The following is a 16,308-nucleotide window of genomic DNA, read 5'->3' on the forward strand; positions in this document are numbered from 1 at the left end:
AGGGTCGGGCCTACTCCGCCTCGTCGCCCGACGGGTCGGTGGCGACCACCTCGAGGGCGGGTGCGCCAGCTTCGCCGTCGGCTGCCTCGTCGACCTCGTCAGCGAGCGGCTCGGGCTCGCCCGGCACGATCTTGTCGGCAGCGATCTCCTCGAACGCTATCGACAGCGGCTTGCGCGCCGAGCTCGTGACCTGCGGCGGGACGACCGACCCGAGGCCCTCACCGAGCTGCCCGAAGTACGAGTTGATCTGACGGGCGCGCTTGGACGCCAGCGTGACCAAGTGGAACTTGGACCCGGCGCGCTCGAGGAGATCCTCGACGCGGGGGTTCATCATCGTGTCGTGCTCCCAGGCCATCTCACCGCTCGTTCACTCGGGGGAACTTGCACCCGTACCAGCGCGCCGACGGCGTCCGGACGGGACAGGCAAGGTTACCAACCCGACCCCCGCGAGGACGACTTCCGCGCAGCGAGATGACGTCCCACCCGCCCGGATCGTCTGGCGCGGGCAGCCAGGACCGTGCGATTCGGAGGATCTTGGCGAGCATTCAGCCACTTCTGCACGAATCGCACCGAAATGGCGGCGCTCGGGCCGTGACGCGCCGGGCGTCCGCCGCCGCGCCACTCCTTCCCGGATCAGCTCGCGCCGCTGGCCTCGACGACTTCGGAGAGCTCGGGCTCGGCCACCGGACGCGGTGCCTCGTCGACGTGGAGCCGCCGCACGGTCCACCAACCCCACACGCCGGCCGAGATCGTGGCCACACCGCCCAGGACGAGCGGCGCTCGGGCGTTGATCAAGTCGGCAACCCACCCGAGGATCGGCCCGCCGATCGGCGTCGTGCCGATCAGCAGCACGCTCTGCAGCGCAAGCACCCGTCCGTGCATGGCGGGATCGGCCCGCACCTGCACGATGGCGGTGGTGGCCGTCATGTAGATCAGGCTGGCGACCCCGAGCACGAACACGACCGGGAACGCCGTGGCGATGTTGGGCACCGCGGACAGCACCAACATCGTCGAGCCGAGCGCGAGCGAGCCGACCACGATCACCCGGACGCTGACCCGGTTGCGGTGCGCCGCGACCAGGGCGCTCACGAGCGCCCCCAGCCCGTACACCGAGTACACCAACGTGAACGTGCCGTCGCCGCCGCCCAGCGAGTGCTCCACGAGCAAGGGCAGCACGACGCTGAAGTTGTAGCCCAGCAGCCCGATCACGCCGAGCATGGCGAACGGGATCCACAAGTCGGGCACTTGGGAGACGTAGCGGATGCCGGCCCGGACCTGCCCCTTCCCCCTCGGGGTCACCGGCACGGTCCGCAGCTCCGCGGGTCGCATCATGAACAGGGCCACGAGGACGGCCACGTACGACGTCGCGTCGAGGGTGAAGCTCCAGCCGTAACCCACCGTCACGACCAGCAGGCCGGCCAGCGCCGGGCCGAAGATGCGCGACGCATTGACCAGCGCGCTGTACAGCAGCACCGCGTTCGGGATCTCGTCCGACGCCACCATCTCGGTCACGAACGACCGTCGCACCGGGTTGTCGAACGCCAGCAACACCCCGCCCGCAGCGGCGGTGACGAACAGCCAGGTCAGCGGTGGGTTTCGCTGGAACGCCAGCGCGCCGAGCGCGAACGACTGGCACATCTCGAGCGCCTGGGTGGTCTTCAGCAGCCGCAGCTTGTTCGAGCGGTCGGCGATGGCGCCGGCCCACGCGGACAGCAACAGGATCGGGCCGTACTGGCAGGCGGCCACGGCGCCGACCGCCACGCCGCTGCCGGTGAGGTGGAGCACCAGCAGCGTGAGCGCGACGATCGTCAGCCAGTTGCCGGTGTTCGAGATGAGCTGACCGATGAAGAACAACCGGAAGTTCCGCGTGTGGAGCGACGAGAACGTGCGCCCCATGGCCGTCTTGACCCGGTTCGTCTGGTTCGCCTCGTCCGTGTCCGCTCCAATCCTTCACCAGGTAAACTATCTGCCGGGACCGCGAACCGCACCGTCCATTTCCCGATTCCCGTCCTGCTGTGAGCACCTCGCCACCGGTGAGGTGGTCAAGTGCTCACACCTCGGGATTGGGGGCGGAGGGGGCGGCGGCGACGATGGCGGCGACGAGGTCGGCAGCGGGGCGGGTGGACGAGTCGAGGACGAGGTCGTAGATGTCGAGCACGGCCAAGTCGATGCCGTAGTACGTCGCATACCGCTGGCGTTCGGACGCTTCGCGCGCCCGGTTGACCGCCAGCGCGTCGGCCGGGTCCTGCGAGTCGCGGGCCCCCACCCGCTCCGCGCGGACCTGCTCGTCACAGTTGATCCACACCTTCACCGCGGCCAAGTCGTCCTGACGGGCGATCCAGCCGGCCAGGCGCGACTCGAGCACGACATCGCCGGCCCGCGCCCGTTCGGCCAACCGCTCGTCGAGGGTCACGTCGATGGACGAATCGCGCTGCGCGAGCTCGCCGAAGGCGTGCAACCCGAGACCGTGCTCTTTGGCCATGGCCCGAAACACGGTGCCGCCGTCGAGGTGCTCGAGGCCCAGCTCGGCCGCCACCGCCTTCGCCACGGTGCTCGTGCCGGACCCGGGAAGGCCCGAGATGGTGATCAACACGCGCGCGTCCGCCCTGGGGCGATCAGGAGGTCAGCCGGCCGGGGCAGTCAGTGATCAGGCGGGAACTCGTCGAGCAGGTTGCTGACCTGCTGGTTGCCGAGGCCCCGCACACGGCGGTTCTCGGCGATCCCGAGCTTCTCCATCGTGCGGCGCGCCTTGACCTTGCCGACGCCGGGCAACGATTCGAGCACGGCCAGCACTTTCATCTTGCCGACGTGGTCGTCGCTGTCGGCCTTGCCGAAGAGCTCACGCAAGCTGAGCGACCCCATCTTGAGCCGTTCCTTCAGCTCGGCACGGGCCCGGCGGGCTGCAGCGGCCTTCTCCAGAGCGGCGGCACGCTGTTCGGGGGTGAGGGAGGGCGGCTGAGGCATGGTGGCACCCTACCCCGCCCTCCTTCGCACGTCCGGGGCACTCACGATCCGGCTCGGCCAGCGCGACGCACCTCGGCGCCAACCCCCGGCCGCTTCCGACCGAGCCGGGGTGTCAGGCCCGGGTCAGCGCCGCGGTCACTTCGGCGTGCACCGCGGTGGCCGCGGCTACGGGGTCGGCCGCGCGGGTGACGGCCCGGCCCAAGATGATCACGCTGGCGCCGGCCCCGATCGCTTCGGTGGGCGTGCCGGGGCGACCTTGGTCGTGGTCGTCGACCCCCGCCGGGCGGATCCCCGGCACCATCGTCACGAAGGCCGGTGCGAGCTGGCGCACGGCCGCCACGTCGTGTGCGCCGCACACCACGCCGTCGCAGCCCGCTTCGATCGCTGCGCCGACGCGCGTGGCCATCGCGTCGGCCGGCGCCTCGGGCTCGCTGGTCAAGATGGTGACCGCCAAGGCGACCGGTTCGGGCATGCCCGCGTCGGTGGCGCCCTGCTTGAACCCCTCGACCCCCGCCCGCAACATGTCGACCCCGCCTTGCGCGTGGAAGTTGAGGTACTTGGCGCCGAGGGCGCCGGTCACGCGGGCCGCCCGGCCGACGGTGGTCGGGATGTCGTGGTACTTGAGATCGGCGAACACGTCGTATCCGAGATCGGCCATGGCGGTCACGGCGTCCGGCCCGACCGCACTGAACAGCTCGAGGCCCACTTTCGCCACCGAGAACCACGGGCGCAGGTCGCGGGCCATGCGGATGGCGACGACGAGGTCGTCGACGTCGAGCGCGATGGCCAACCGGGCGCGCGCCGGATCGTCGGACAGCGCCGCGGGATCGGGGGCGTCGGAAGCGGCGGTGGGCCAAGAGGTCGGCTCAGACATGGGCAGCTCCGATCAGCTCGGTGATCGACGATACGCCGTCGCGGCGACACCATCGCTCCAGTGAGGTCAACACGTCGTGGGGTGCGGTCGGTCGGGCGAAGGTGGCGGTGCCGACCTGCACGGCCGACGCGCCGGCCAACAACAACTCGACCGCGTCGTCGGCCGTGGCGATCCCTCCGACGCCGACGATCGGCAGGTCGCCAAGCGCGGCATGCACGTCGTGCACCGCCCGCACTGCGACCGGGTGGATGGCGGGTCCCGACAATCCGCCGCCACCGTTGCCGAGCCGGGCGGTCCGGGTGTGCGGGTCGATCGACAAGCCGAGCAGCGTGTTCACCAACGTCACCGCAGCCGCGCCGGCGCCCGCCACCGCGCCGGCGACGTCGACCAGGCGATCGGTGTTGGGGCTGAGCTTGGCCCACGTGGGGCGGCCGTGGGCGGCCGAGGCGGCCACCACTTCCGCGGCGGCGGCCGGGTCGTGCGCGAACAAGTGGCGTCCGGCCTCGGTGTTCGGGCACGACAGGTTGACTTCGACCGCCACCACCTCGCCCGGCGCGCTCGACAGGAGCCGGGCGGCGGCTTCGTACTCCTCGACGCTGCGCCCCCAGATCGACGCGACGATCCGGGTGCACCCCGCTGCCAGCAGATCGGGCAACTCGTGGGCGAGCCACGACTCGACGCCCGGCCCTTGCAGGCCCACGCTGTTGAGCATGCCGCCGGGGGTCTCGTGCACCCGCGGGGCGGCATTGCCCTCCCAGGGAAACGCCGCCAACGACTTCACGACCACCCCGCCGAGAGCCGACAAGTCGAAGAAGTGCCGCAGCTCCGCGCCGTGCCCTGCGGTACCCGACGCCGTCATCACCGGGTTCGGGAACCGCACCCCGCCGACGGTCGTCGACAGGTCGACGGCGGCCGGCGCGTGCCGTGAAGGTCGCCTCAACCGACGCCAGTTCCCTGGGGTGTGTGGCGCTGCCATCCGCTCGCCTCACACCGGGCCAGAGGACCGGCGACGGCGGGCGGAGGTCGAAGACGGCGGGGTCGCTGCGGCCTCCGGTTCCGGTGGGGTGCGGCGCAGATCCGCTCCGCCCATCCGGTGGTATTCCTGCAACGAGCGGACTTGGAGCGGATGCTCCGCCCAGTCGGCCATCCCGGTGGCCGCGGCGAGGCCGGCCGCGGCAGTGGTGAGGCAGGGGATCCCGGCCACCCCGGCGGCGGATCGGATGTGGTCGCCGTCGGCCCGCGGCCCGCGGCCGCGCGGCGAGTTCACGACCAACTGCACCTCACCCGACGAGATGAGCTGCACCGCGTCGGATCCCTCCGGCTCGCCGATCTTGGCGACCCGGGTCGACACCGGAACGCCGTGCGCTTCGAGGTGGTCGGCCGTGCCCGACGTGGCGGCGATCTTGAAGCCGAGGTCGGCGAACCGGCGTGCCGCCGCCACCCCTTGGGCCTTGTCGCGATCGGCAAGCGACAAGAACACGGTGCCCGACTCGGGCAGCCGGTCGCCGGCGCCGATCTGGCTCTTGGCGAACGCCAGGCCGAACGTGGCGTCGATCCCCATGACCTCACCGGTGGAGCGCATCTCGGGACCGAGCACCCGGTCGACGTCGGGGAAGCGGTTGAACGGCAGCACGGCTTCTTTCACGGCGACGTGCCCGGTGACCGGCGCACGCACCATGCCCTCGCCCCGCAGCTCGCCGAGCGTGGCGCCGACCATCACCCGGGTGGCGATCTTCACCAACGGCACACCGGTGGCCTTGGCCACGAACGGCACGGTGCGGCTGGCCCGCGGGTTCGCCTCGATGACGAACACCTCGGCTGCGGTCTGACCCGGCTCGCCGCCCTCGACGGGCATCTCCTTCACCGCGTACTGGACGTTGATGAGCCCGACCACCTCGAGCGCGTGGGCGATGCGCCGGGTGTAGTCCTCGATGACCGCCACCGTGTCGGGACTGAGCGAGTACGGCGGCAACGCGCACGCCGAGTCGCCCGAGTGGACACCGGCTTCCTCGACGTGTTCCATGACGCCGCCGATGATGATCTCGCCGGTGTGGTCACGGATGGCGTCGACGTCGACCTCGGTGGCGTCCTCCAAGAAACGGTCGATCAGCACCGGTCGCTGCGACGACAGGCCCTCGCGGCCCAGCCCGCCGAAGCTGGCGAGCTCCTCCATCGCCCGGGCCAGCTGCGCGTCGTCGTAGACGATCTCCATGGCCCGACCGCCGAGCACGTAGCTGGGCCGCACGAGCGCCGGGTAGCCGATGCCCGCGACGATGGCGAGCGCCGCGTCGACGGTGGTGGCCGTGCCACCCGCCGGCTGGGGGATGCCGAGCTCGGTGCACAGCGCGTTCCAGCGGTCGCGGTCCTCGGCGAGGTCGATCGACGCGGGCGGCGTCCCGAGCACCAATTCGGAGGGCAGCACGCCCGACAGCTTCAACGGCGTCTGGCCGCCGAGCGCGACCACCACGCCAACCAGCGACCCGGCGCCGCCCGCGACCGACGCGTCCTGTTCGGCTTCGATGACGTTGAGCACGTCTTCGTGGGTGAGCGGCTCGAAGTACAACCGGTTCGACGTGTCGTAGTCGGTCGACACCGTCTCGGGGTTGCAGTTCAACATGATGGTCTCGTAGCCCGCTGCTTGCAGCGCGAACGACGCGTGCACGCAGCAGTAGTCGAACTCGATGCCTTGGCCGATCCGGTTCGGGCCCGAGCCGAGGATCAGGACCTTCGGCGCGCTCGACGCTCGGACCTCGTCGGTGTCCTCGTACGTGGAGTAGTGGTACGGCGTCTCCGCCTCGAACTCGGCCCCACAGGTGTCGACGGTCTTGAACGTGGCCCGCACCCCGGCTTCGAGACGCCGGCGGCGCACCTCGAGCGGGTCGACGTCCCACAAGTAGCCGAGCTGCGCGTCGGAGAAGCCAAGCCGTTTCACACGCCGCCAGCCCGCCCGGTCCATCGACTCGATGCCGGCCGCGGCCAGCTCGGCACGCTCTTCGGTGATCAGGCTGATCTGGTCGAGGAACCAGGGATCGACGCGGGTGGCTTCGTAGACCCGGTCGATGCCGAGGCCGCGGCGCAGCGCGGCTTCGAGTTGGAAGGGCCGATCGGGTGTGGCGATCGCTGCCCGGCTGACCAGCTCGTCGTCGGACCAGTCGTCGTACTGCGCCTCTCCGGGGTCGCAGTTGAGCCCGTGACGGCCCTGTTCGAGCGACCGCAGCGCCTTTTGCAGCGACTCGGGGAACGTGCGGCCGATGGCCATCGCCTCGCCGACCGACTGCATCTGTGTGCCGAGCACACCGGTGGTGCCGGGGAACTTCTCGAAGGCCCACCGCGGCACTTTGGTGACCACGTAGTCGATGGTGGGCTCGAAGCTCGCCGGGGTGGCCTTGGTGATGTCGTTGGGGATCTCGTCGAGCGTGTAGCCGACCGCCAGCTTGGCGGCGATCTTGGCGATCGGGAAGCCCGTGGCCTTCGACGCAAGGGCGGACGAGCGACTCACGCGCGGGTTCATCTCGATCACGACCATGTCGCCGTTGGCCGGGTCGAGCGCGAACTGCACGTTGGACCCGCCGGTCTCGACGCCGACGCGCCGGATGCACGCGAACGCCGCGTCGCGCATGCGCTGGTACTCGACGTCGCTCAAGGTCTGGGCCGGCGCGACCGTGATCGAGTCGCCCGTGTGCACGCCCATCGGGTCGAGGTTCTCGATCGAGCAGATGATCACGCAGTTGTCGGCCCGGTCGCGCATGACCTCGAGCTCGTACTCCTTCCAACCTGCGATCGACTGCTCGATCAGGATCTCGGAGATCGGGCTCGCTTCGAGGCCGGTGGCGGCGATCTTGTCGAACTGCTCGGGGGTCGACGCGATGCCGGTGCCCTTGCCGCCGAGGATGTACGCCGGACGGATGATCACCGGCAGGCCGATCCGCTCGACCACCTCGCGGGCTTCGTCCATCGTGTGGGCGATCCCCGACGACGGGACGTCGAGCCCGATGCCGGTCATGGCTTCTTTGAACTGCTGGCGGTCCTCGGCAGTGGCGATCGCCTCCGCGTCGGCGCCGATCATCTCGACGCCGTGGCGGTCGAGCACACCGGCCTCGGCCAGCTCCATCGCCAAGTTCAGGGCCGTCTGACCGCCGAGCGTCGGCAACAAGGCGTCGGGCCGCTCCTTGGCGATGATCTTGGTGAGGATGTCGACGTCGAGCGGCTCGACGTACGTGGCATCCGCGAACTCGGGGTCGGTCATGATCGTGGCCGGGTTCGAGTTGGCCAAGATCACGCGGTAGCCCTCGGCTCGCAGCTCGCGGCACGCCTGCGTACCGGAGTAGTCGAACTCGCAGGCCTGCCCGATCACGATCGGTCCCGACCCGATGATCAGGATCGACGACAGGTCGGTGCGCTTCGGCATCAGCCCTCCCTCCCGTCGCCAGACGGACCGACGGGCGGGCCGGTGGGGTCGGGGGGCTCTGGCGCCGGGACAACCGCGGGCGATCCGACCTGCTCGGTCGCCGCCGCCGTGTCCGCCGCAGGCGGACGCCGCCGGGTTCGTCTGGAAAGGCTGTCCTTGCGGACGAGACTCGCGAAGTCGGCGAACAGGTAGGAGGCGTCGTGCGGGCCCGGGCCGGCTTCGGGGTGGTGCTGCACGCTGAAGGCGGGCACGTCGGTGCACCGGAGGCCCTCGACCACGCCGTCGTTGAGGTTGACGTGGGTGACCTCGGCGTGCGGCACCGAGCCTTCCACCACCGCGAAGTTGTGGTTCTGGCTGGTGATCTCGACGTGGCCGGTGGCCAAGTTGCGCACCGGGTGGTTGCCCCCGTGGTGGCCGAACGGCAGCTTGGCGATCTCGCCGCCGAGCGCCGAAGCGAGCAGCTGGTGGCCGAGACAGATGCCGAACACCGGCACTTCGCCGAGCAGCTCGCCGACCGCCGTGGTGGCATACGGGACCGTGATCGGGTCGCCCGGGCCGTTCGACAAGAACACGCCGTCGGGCTCGCGGGCGAGCACTTCGGCGGCCGTGGTCGACGCCGGCACCACCTCGACGGTCCCGAGACCGGCGAGGTGCCGCAAGATCGTCGTCTTGATGCCGAAGTCGTAGGCCACGATCCGCAAGTCACCCCCGCGGGCCTCGACGACGTACGGCTCCGGCGTGGTCACTTGCGCCACCAAGTCGATCCCCTCGGTGCCCGGCTCGGCGGCCGCGGCCGCCTTCAGCGTGGCCTCGTCGATCGCGCCGTCGACGCGGTCGTCGACGATCGCGAACGCGCCGGGCATGGCCCCGGCGTCGCGGATGTGGCGAGTGAGGCGTCGCGTGTCGATGCCGCCGATGCCCGGCACGTCGTGGCGGCGCAGGAACGCATCGAGGTGCTCCTCGGAACGCCAGCTGCTCTCGCGCCGGGCCAGCTCTCGCACGATCACGCCGCGGGCGAAGGGGCGACGCGCTTCGTCGTCGCTGCGGTTGGCGCCGTAGTTGCCGATGTGCGGGTACGTGAAGCAGATGATCTGGCCCGCGTAGGACGGGTCGGAGATCACTTCCTGGTAGCCCGACAGCACGGTGTTGAACACGACCTCACCCGGCGCGATGCGCCCCGGCGTGAGGGCGCCGAACGCCTCGCCCTCGAAGACGGTTCCGTCGGCCAACACCAGCAGTGCCGGTTGGAGACGCCGGGTCATCGTTGCGCCTCCCCGTCGATCACGATCGGTTCACCGCGCCAGAGCGTGTGGCGCACCTTCCCCCGCAGCTCGAGGCCGGCCCACGGGTTGTTGCGGCTGCGGCTCGCCGACGCCGCCGCGTCGACCGTCCACGTGGCGGTGGGGTCGATCACCGCGAGGTGCGCCGCGCGACCCGCGACGATCGGCCCGCCGTGGTGGTCGAGCCCGGCGATCGATGCCGGACGCCACGACAGTGCGCCGAGCACGTCTCCCAGCGAAGCCCGCCCACGCGTGGCGATGCCGTTGCGCCCGTTGCCCGCGCCGAGCTCGCCGGTCGGGTCGACCGGCACCACCCCCTCTGCCGCGAACCCATCGGGCGGGTCCGCGTCGCCGGCCATGGTGGTGAGCGCCACGGCGAGCACCGTCTCCAACCCGAGCATCCCGGGCGGAGCCTGGTCGAACGGCTGCTCTTTGGCTTCTTGCTCGTGGGGGGCGTGGTCGGTGGCGATGGCGTCGATGGCGCCGTCGGCGAGGCCGTCGCGCACCGCGAGCACGTCGGTGGTGGTGCGCAGAGGCGGGTTGACCTTGAACACCGGGTCGTAGCTGGCGCACAACGCGTCGGTCAGCGCCAGGTGGTGCGCCGTTGCTTCTGCCGACACCGGCAGCCCGGCAGCTTTGGCCGCACGGACCATCACCACCGACCCTGCAGTGGACAAGTGCTGGAAGTGGACCCGCTGGCCGGTGAGGCGGGCCAGCGCGATGTCGCGCATGACCATCAGCTCCTCGGCCTCGGCAGGCTGGCCCGGGATGCCGAGCCGGGCGGACCACTCGCCTTCGTGCATGTGGCCGCCGGCGTTGAGCGCGCCGTCCTCACAGTGCTGGGCGAGCACGACCGGTTGGGGAAGTCCGCTGGCGTACTCCAGGGCCCGACGCATCAGCCGGTTGTCTTCGACGCCCGAGCCGTCGTCGGTGAACAGCCGGACCCCGAGCGCGGCCATCTCGGCCATCGGGGCGAGGGTGTCGCCTCGACGTCCGAGGGTGATGGCGCCGGCGACGGCCACTTCGCACATCGCCGTGCGGGCGAGGTCCTGCACTTCGCGCACGACCGCGGCCGAGTCGATGGCGGGGGTGGTGTTGGGCATGGCCACGACCGCCGTGAACCCGCCGAGCGCAGCGCAGCGGCTGCCGGTCTCGATGGTCTCGGCCTCCTCCTTGCCCGGCTGGCGCAAGTGGGCGTGGAGATCGACCAGACCGGGGCTCACCACACACCCGCCTGCGTCGAGCGTGCGCGGTGCGTCGAGGCCGGTGCCGACGGCCAACACGGTGCCGTCGTCACCGACCACCACGTCGGCGTTGCGCTCACCCGTCGCGTCGATCAGACGTCCGCCCTTGATGACCAGGGTGGGCTCAGGCACGGGCGGTCTCCTCCCCCGCCTCGGCGGGTTGGTCGGGCTGATCGGCGGGCAGCCCGCCGACGTCGTCGGACGCATCGGCGGCGGTGTCGGTGGCGGTGTCGGTGGCGTCGTCGGTGGTCGGTGGGACGAGGTCGGTGCCGGCGCCGAGCAGCAGGTACAGCACGGCCATCCGCACGGCGACGCCGTTGCGGACCTGGTCGACGATCACCGCGCTCGGCAGATCGGCGACCTCGGGCGCGATCTCCACCCCGCGGTTCATCGGCCCGGGGTGCATCACGATGGCGTCGTCGCGCAGCAACCCTGCCCGGCGGGCAGTGAGCCCCCACCCTGCCGTGTACTCGCGCAAGGTGGGCACCAGCGCTTCGTCGATCCGCTCGCGCTGCAGCCGCAGCAGCGCGGCCACGTCGGCGGTCGGCAGCACCGCGTCGAGGTCGTAGCTCACGTTCACCGGCCAGCCTTCGAGGCTCGGCGGCAACAAGGTGGGCGGACCGACCAGGGTGACCTCGGCGCCCATCGCGGTGAACGCCAGCACGTCGCTGCGCGCCACCCGCGAGTGGTTGATGTCGCCGATGATCGCCACGTGGCGCCCCTCGAGGCTGCCGAGGCGTTGGCGGATCGTGTACGCGTCGAGCAGGCCCTGCGTGGGGTGCTCGTGCCAGCCGTCGCCGGCGTTGACGACCTTGGCGCCGACCCAGGTGGCGATGCGGTGCGGCGCGCCGGCCGACTTGTGCCGCACCACGATCGCGTCGACGCCCATCGCCTCGATGGTGAGCGCGGTGTCGCGCAGCGACTCGCCTTTGCTGACCGACGATGACGAGACGGAGAAGTTGAGCGTGTCGGCCGACAGCCGCTTGGCCGCGGTCTCGAACGACAGGCGGGTGCGGGTGGAGTCCTCGTAGAACAACCACGCCACGGTCTTGCCGCGCAGCGCGGGGACCTTCGGGATCTGGCGGGCGCTGACCTCGACGAACGAGTCGGTGAGCCGCAGCACTTCGGCAATCCCGTCGGCGCCGCCGAGATCGTCGATCGACAGCAGATGCCTCACTTGACCTTCACCATCTCGCCGAGGTCCACGCCGTGCTCGTGCACATCGACCACCTCGTCGCGCCGGGTGGGCAGGTTCTTGCCGACGTAGTCGGGCCGGATCGGCAGCTCCCGGTGCCCCCGATCGACCATCACGGCGAGCTGCACGGCGCGGGCACGGCCGTAGTCGACCAGCGCGTCGAGCGCGGCCCGGATCGTGCGGCCGGTGAACAGCACGTCGTCGGTGAGCACGACCACCTTGCCGTCGAGCTCGACCGGGATGTCGGTCACGGCCTCGGGCAGCACGGGCCGCAGCCCGATGTCGTCGCGGTAGAACGCGACGTCGAGGCTGCCGACCGGCACCTCGCTGCCCTCGATCTCGGCCAGCGCCACCGCCAGGCGGTGCGCCAGGTCGATGCCACCGGTCTGCAGCCCGACCAGGACGACCTCGTCGAGACCATGGTTCGCCTCGACGATCTCGTGCGCCATGCGCCAGGTGGCCCGTTGCAGGTCACCGGCGTCCATCACGCGGGTCCGGGCAACGAAAACGCCCCCGTACGGGGGCGTCAGGCGTCGTTCTCGTTCGGCCATCGGCCAGCTCCTGTCCGTATGGGCCTCGCCGGACCCACTTCACGGTCAGGCAGCCAGGATAGCAGCCGCCGCCCCTCGCGAGGTCGTAGGGTTTCCGCCACCGCGGGCCCATCCCGGCACCCCTCGTTGGTGCTCGACCAGGAGACACGCCTCATGGAGTTCGACGATCAGGCCCCGCTCGACGTGTCGCAGATCGACGACGAGCGCGGCGCGGGAGGCGGCGGCCTCGGCGGACTGGGCGGCCTCGGGGGCCTCGGTCGCATGGGCGTGGGCGGCGGCGGCCTCGGCGTGGTGGGGCTGGTGATCTACTTGCTGGTCACGGTGCTCAGCAACGGCGGCGGGTCGTCGAGTCTGTCGGGGCAGGTCACCCCGAACCAGCAGGTCGGCGCCGGCAACCTCGCCAGCGACTGCCGCACCGGCGCCGACGCCAACCAGCGCGACGACTGCCGCATCGTCGGCGTGGTCAACAGCGTGCAGGACTTCTGGGGCACCGAGATCCAGAACTATCAAGGCGCGCAGACCCGGTTCTTCACCGGGCAGATCACCACCGGTTGCGGCCCGGCGAACGCGGACGTGGGGCCCTTCTACTGCTCGGCCGACAAGCTGGTGTACATCGACCTCGGCTTCTTCGACGAGCTCCGCAGCCGCTTCGGCGCCAAGGGCGGACCGTTCGCACAGGCGTACGTGATCGCCCACGAGTACGGCCACCACGTGCAGGACCTCACCGGCACGCTCGCCGACGCGCAACACGGCGCGCAGCAAGGCGAGAACAGCGACTCGGTGCGTCTCGAGCTCCAAGCCGACTGCTACGCGGGAGTGTGGGCGCACCACGCCAGCACCACCCCCGACGCCAGCACCGGGCGCCCGCTGATCACCTCCATCACCGACGCCGACATCACCGACGGCCTCGACGCCGCGGCCGCGGTGGGCGACGACCGGATCCAACAGGAGTTCCAGGGCAAGGTCACGCCCGAGACGTGGACGCACGGCTCGGCGGCCCAACGACAGAAGTGGTTCCGCACCGGTTACGAGACCGGCGACCCCCGGAAGTGCGACACCTTCAGCGGCGGCCTCTGACACGTCGCTGACCGGGCCACTGACCGGCCACGGACCCGCACCTGTGCCCGGGCCGCCACGGCGATCCACCCAGCCGGCGGGTTGGTGCCGCGGGTGGCTCGACGCGGACGGTCGGCTCAGCGCTCGTCGGGCGCGTCGAGCTCGCCGGGACGCACCTCGTGCGCGACCCGCGACAGCAACCCGTTCACGAAGCGGCCGGATTCCTCGGTCGAGTAGCGCTTGGCGAGATCGACCGCCTCGTTGAGCACCACGCGGGCCGGCACATCGGGTTGCGACGCCAGCTCGCCCACCGCGAGGCGCAGCACCGCCCGGTCGACCGCCGGCATGCGGTGCACGTCCCAACGGTGGGAGAACTGCCCGAGCAGCTCGTCGGTGGCGGCTTGGCGCGCTTGTGCTGCCCCGGCCAGCGCGACGGCGTACGGATCCGGCGCGAGCGGAAGGGCGTCGACGATGTCGGCCACCGTGCAGCCTTTGACCTCCGCTTCGTACAGGAGCTCGAGCGCCCGCTCGCGAGCGGCCCGCCGTGGGCCTGCGGCGCCGCCGATCGGTGTGGCGTCGTACGCCTCGACGGTGTCCGGCTCGTCGACCGGCTCGCCGTCGGGCTCGCCGTCGGGCTCGCCGGCCGGCTCGGATGCGGACGTCGGGTGCTCCACGGATGGTCCTTGCTCGGGCGGCGCGAGGGTCGCGAGGCCGGATGCGCACCGTAGCCGCGTGTCGGTCGGCGACCGTCCCGGCCCACCAACCCGACGACCGCTTGGCGACGCAACGGTCGACCCGTGCGGCAGTCGGTGGGGCCGCTGAACACGTGTCCAGTTGATCGCCGCAGCCACCGCGCCCACCGCTCACCCACGCCGACGCCAGTGTTACGGTCAGAGCATGCCAGTCGCCGCCGGATGGCTCTTCGCGGCGGCCATCCTCCTGGGCGGGGCGGGGGTCGCGAAGCTGGTCCGACCTGCCGTCGTCACCCAAGCGCTGCAATCGGCCCGCATCCCGGGTCTGCGGCATCTGCGGCGCGTGCCGATCGGGCGCATCAGCGGCTTCGTCGAAGTGGTGATCGCGGCCGGCGCGCTCGCGTTCGGCAACCGCCTCACCTCCGCGCTGGTCGCGTGCGCGTACCTCGTGTTCGCGGCAGTCGCAGCCCGGATGCTCGCGGTGCGGTCCAACCGTGAGCCCTGCGGCTGCTTCGGCGAGGTCGACGCACCCGTGAGCCCGGTCCACGTCGTGGTCGACCTGGCGGCCGCGGCAGCGGCGCTGGCGGCCACCTGGTCACCGCCGGGCAGTGTGCTCGACCTCGCGCACGGCCAGCCCTTGTCCGGCCTGCCGTTCGCCGTCGCCACCCTCGCGCTGGCCTGGCTCGGCTACCTCGCCTTCACCGCGGTGCCCGCGTTGCTCGATGCGCAGCGCTCGGTTGCCCCGCCGGAGCCGCAACGATGACCGCGCTCGTGTCGGTGCTGACCGCGGCGGTCGTGCTGCTGGCCCTGCTGGTGGCCGGCCTGTTGCGCAGCCACGCCACCATCTTGCGGCGCCTGCACGAGCTCGACGACGGCGGCGCGCCCGTGCGCACCGCGGTCGAGCCGCCGATCCGGACCGTGGCCGGCGTCCCCGAGCCGGTGCCCGGCGGGGTTGCAGGCGCCGCGGCGCCGGACATCTCCGGTCGTGACCCCACCGGCAACGCGGTGGTGGTCCGCGTGGCCGGCGTCGACCACCACACCGTCTTGGTGTTCCTCACCTCCGGCTGCCAGACGTGCCAAGCGTTCTGGTCGGCGCTCGCCGATCGCTCCCAGATCCACCTGCCGAAGAACACCCGCCTGGTGGTGCTCACGAAGGACCTCGTCGACGAGAGCCCCTCGGCGCTCGACGCCTTGCGGCCCCGGGGCCTCGACGTGGTGGCGTCGTCGCAGGCGTGGACCGACTACGCGGTGCCGGGCTCGCCGTACGTGGTGTCGGTCGACGGCCCAGCCGGCCGCATCAACGGTGAAGGCACCGGCTTGAGCTGGGAACAGGTGGCCCGGCTGCTCTCACAAGCCACCGGCGACGTCGCGTTCTTGTCGAGCACGGAGCTGCGCGACGCCAAACCGCTCGGCGACGCGGCGCGCGAAGCACAAGTCGACCGCGAGCTGATGCAGGCGGGCATCATGCCGGGCGACCCGAGCTTGTACCCGACCGGCGAGCCCGCGGCACACCCTGAAGGTCCACGCTGATGGGCACGGTCTTGTCCGACCACGGCATCACGGTCGACCTCCCTGCGGGGTGGGAAGGGCGGATCATGGTCCGCCAACCCGGCGCCGCACCGCCCGCCAACGCGTTGCCAGGGCCGGCGCAGCGGGCCCGAGGCGCCACAGCCGGCGACCGCCCCAACCCCGTTGTGCACCTCGCCAACTTCGCGCTGCCGGCCGAGCGGGGCGACTTCGGGTCCGGCGCGGTCGACCTCATGGGGTTCAGCAACCTGCTGGTCGTGCTGTTCGAGTACGGCGCCGAGAGCGTCGGCACCGCGCTGTTCGCGGGCACCCGACCCCGACGTCTGAGCCCCGCGCAGTTCCGCGCCGACGCGCTCCAGCACGCCTTGCCAGGCCAAGCCGGCTACCAGCACTTCTTCACCGAGTCGGGCCGAGCGTTCTGCCTCTACGTGGTGCTCGGCGCACGGCGCAACGCGACCCAGTTGACACATCTCGCCAACCAGACCCTCGCCGCGACCACCATCGCGCCCCGCTGAGG

At 71.4% G+C, this 16,308-nt stretch carries 16 protein-coding genes; 4 read left to right on the forward strand and 12 right to left on the reverse strand.

Annotation, left to right across the window (positions count from 1 at the left end; translation table 11 throughout):
* Positions 1-10 precede the first annotated feature (10 nt).
* The 11 genes from rpoZ to pyrR form a co-directional block, all read right to left on the reverse strand.
* Positions 11-355, reverse strand: a complete 345-nt coding sequence (rpoZ, locus tag VHA73_02710) for a DNA-directed RNA polymerase subunit omega (GenBank protein HVX16918.1) — start codon at positions 353-355, stop codon at positions 11-13.
* A gap of 278 nt (positions 356-633) precedes the next feature.
* Entirely contained in the window at positions 634-1,896 is a 1,263-nt protein-coding gene (locus VHA73_02715; GenBank protein ID HVX16919.1) for an MFS transporter, read from the reverse strand.
* Positions 1,897-2,050: 154 nt separating this feature from the next.
* On the reverse strand, positions 2,051-2,593 hold the full coding sequence (locus VHA73_02720; GenBank protein ID HVX16920.1) for a cytidylate kinase family protein: 543 nt from the start codon (positions 2,591-2,593) through the stop codon (positions 2,051-2,053).
* Between the two features lie 47 nt (positions 2,594-2,640).
* Positions 2,641-2,964 (reverse strand): integration host factor, actinobacterial type, encoded by a 324-nt coding sequence (mihF, locus tag VHA73_02725; GenBank protein ID HVX16921.1) that lies wholly within the window; start codon positions 2,962-2,964, stop codon positions 2,641-2,643.
* Positions 2,965-3,076: 112 nt separating this feature from the next.
* A complete protein-coding gene (gene pyrF, locus VHA73_02730; GenBank protein ID HVX16922.1) occupies positions 3,077-3,838 on the reverse strand; it encodes an orotidine-5'-phosphate decarboxylase in 762 nt (253 codons plus the stop codon).
* On the reverse strand, positions 3,831-4,778 hold the full coding sequence (locus VHA73_02735) for a dihydroorotate dehydrogenase (protein HVX16923.1): 948 nt from the start codon (positions 4,776-4,778) through the stop codon (positions 3,831-3,833). The genes pyrF and VHA73_02735 overlap by 8 nt, the downstream gene beginning before the upstream one ends.
* A 45-nt stretch (positions 4,779-4,823) precedes the next feature.
* Positions 4,824-8,246 (reverse strand): carbamoyl-phosphate synthase large subunit, encoded by a 3,423-nt coding sequence (carB, locus tag VHA73_02740; GenBank protein ID HVX16924.1) that lies wholly within the window; start codon positions 8,244-8,246, stop codon positions 4,824-4,826.
* Positions 8,246-9,508 carry a glutamine-hydrolyzing carbamoyl-phosphate synthase small subunit gene (gene carA, locus VHA73_02745; protein ID HVX16925.1) on the reverse strand — a complete coding sequence of 421 codons (1,263 nt, stop codon included), beginning with the start codon at positions 9,506-9,508 and terminating at the stop codon, positions 8,246-8,248. The genes carB and carA overlap by 1 nt, the downstream gene beginning before the upstream one ends.
* On the reverse strand, positions 9,505-10,902 hold the full coding sequence (locus VHA73_02750; protein ID HVX16926.1) for a dihydroorotase: 1,398 nt from the start codon (positions 10,900-10,902) through the stop codon (positions 9,505-9,507). Before VHA73_02750 ends, carA begins: the two co-directional genes overlap by 4 nt.
* Positions 10,895-11,947: an aspartate carbamoyltransferase catalytic subunit gene (locus VHA73_02755; protein HVX16927.1), complete on the reverse strand. Its 1,053-nt coding sequence runs from the start codon at positions 11,945-11,947 to the stop codon at positions 10,895-10,897. The genes VHA73_02750 and VHA73_02755 overlap by 8 nt, the downstream gene beginning before the upstream one ends.
* The gene (gene pyrR / locus VHA73_02760) at positions 11,944-12,516 is read right to left on the reverse strand and encodes a bifunctional pyr operon transcriptional regulator/uracil phosphoribosyltransferase PyrR (protein HVX16928.1); all 573 of its coding nucleotides are present in this window, start codon (positions 12,514-12,516) and stop codon (positions 11,944-11,946) included. Before pyrR ends, VHA73_02755 begins: the two co-directional genes overlap by 4 nt.
* 153 nt (positions 12,517-12,669) lie before the next feature.
* Between pyrR and VHA73_02765 the strand changes: the two genes are divergently transcribed.
* Positions 12,670-13,593 carry a neutral zinc metallopeptidase gene (locus VHA73_02765; protein ID HVX16929.1) on the forward strand — a complete coding sequence of 308 codons (924 nt, stop codon included), beginning with the start codon at positions 12,670-12,672 and terminating at the stop codon, positions 13,591-13,593.
* Between the two features lie 116 nt (positions 13,594-13,709).
* Here the strand turns inward: VHA73_02765 and nusB are convergent, their stop codons facing one another.
* Positions 13,710-14,246: a transcription antitermination factor NusB gene (gene nusB, locus VHA73_02770; GenBank protein HVX16930.1), complete on the reverse strand. Its 537-nt coding sequence runs from the start codon at positions 14,244-14,246 to the stop codon at positions 13,710-13,712.
* A gap of 223 nt (positions 14,247-14,469) precedes the next feature.
* Here nusB and VHA73_02775 point away from each other — a divergent pair, with 223 nt between their 5' ends.
* From VHA73_02775 to VHA73_02785, 3 genes are read left to right on the forward strand one after another with little or no spacing between them, the layout of a single operon-like run.
* Complete coding sequence (locus VHA73_02775) at positions 14,470-15,027, forward strand: MauE/DoxX family redox-associated membrane protein (protein ID HVX16931.1); 558 nt, start codon at positions 14,470-14,472, stop codon at positions 15,025-15,027.
* Positions 15,024-15,794 carry a hypothetical protein gene (locus tag VHA73_02780; protein HVX16932.1) on the forward strand — a complete coding sequence of 257 codons (771 nt, stop codon included), beginning with the start codon at positions 15,024-15,026 and terminating at the stop codon, positions 15,792-15,794. Before VHA73_02775 ends, VHA73_02780 begins: the two co-directional genes overlap by 4 nt.
* A complete protein-coding gene (locus tag VHA73_02785) occupies positions 15,794-16,306 on the forward strand; it encodes a hypothetical protein (GenBank protein ID HVX16933.1) in 513 nt (170 codons plus the stop codon). The genes VHA73_02780 and VHA73_02785 overlap by 1 nt, the downstream gene beginning before the upstream one ends.
* Positions 16,307-16,308: the final 2 nt, after the last annotated feature.

Source organism: Acidimicrobiales bacterium (assembly GCA_035547835.1).
GTDB lineage: Bacteria > Actinomycetota > Acidimicrobiia > Acidimicrobiales > Iamiaceae > DASZTW01.

Coding starts and splice junctions, on each gene's coding strand:
- VHA73_02785 (HVX16933.1), top strand. CDS start 15,794: ATGGGCACGGTCTTGTCCGACCACGGCATCACGGTCGACCTCCCTGCG.
- pyrR (HVX16928.1), bottom strand. CDS start 12,516: ATGGCCGAACGAGAACGACGCCTGACGCCCCCGTACGGGGGCGTTTTC.
- pyrF (HVX16922.1), bottom strand. CDS start 3,838: ATGTCTGAGCCGACCTCTTGGCCCACCGCCGCTTCCGACGCCCCCGAT.
- VHA73_02715 (HVX16919.1), bottom strand. CDS start 1,896: ATGGGGCGCACGTTCTCGTCGCTCCACACGCGGAACTTCCGGTTGTTC.
- VHA73_02765 (HVX16929.1), top strand. CDS start 12,670: ATGGAGTTCGACGATCAGGCCCCGCTCGACGTGTCGCAGATCGACGAC.
- VHA73_02780 (HVX16932.1), top strand. CDS start 15,024: ATGACCGCGCTCGTGTCGGTGCTGACCGCGGCGGTCGTGCTGCTGGCC.
- rpoZ (HVX16918.1), bottom strand. CDS start 355: ATGGCCTGGGAGCACGACACGATGATGAACCCCCGCGTCGAGGATCTC.
- mihF (HVX16921.1), bottom strand. CDS start 2,964: ATGCCTCAGCCGCCCTCCCTCACCCCCGAACAGCGTGCCGCCGCTCTG.
- carB (HVX16924.1), bottom strand. CDS start 8,246: ATGCCGAAGCGCACCGACCTGTCGTCGATCCTGATCATCGGGTCGGGA.
- carA (HVX16925.1), bottom strand. CDS start 9,508: ATGACCCGGCGTCTCCAACCGGCACTGCTGGTGTTGGCCGACGGAACC.
- VHA73_02775 (HVX16931.1), top strand. CDS start 14,470: ATGCCAGTCGCCGCCGGATGGCTCTTCGCGGCGGCCATCCTCCTGGGC.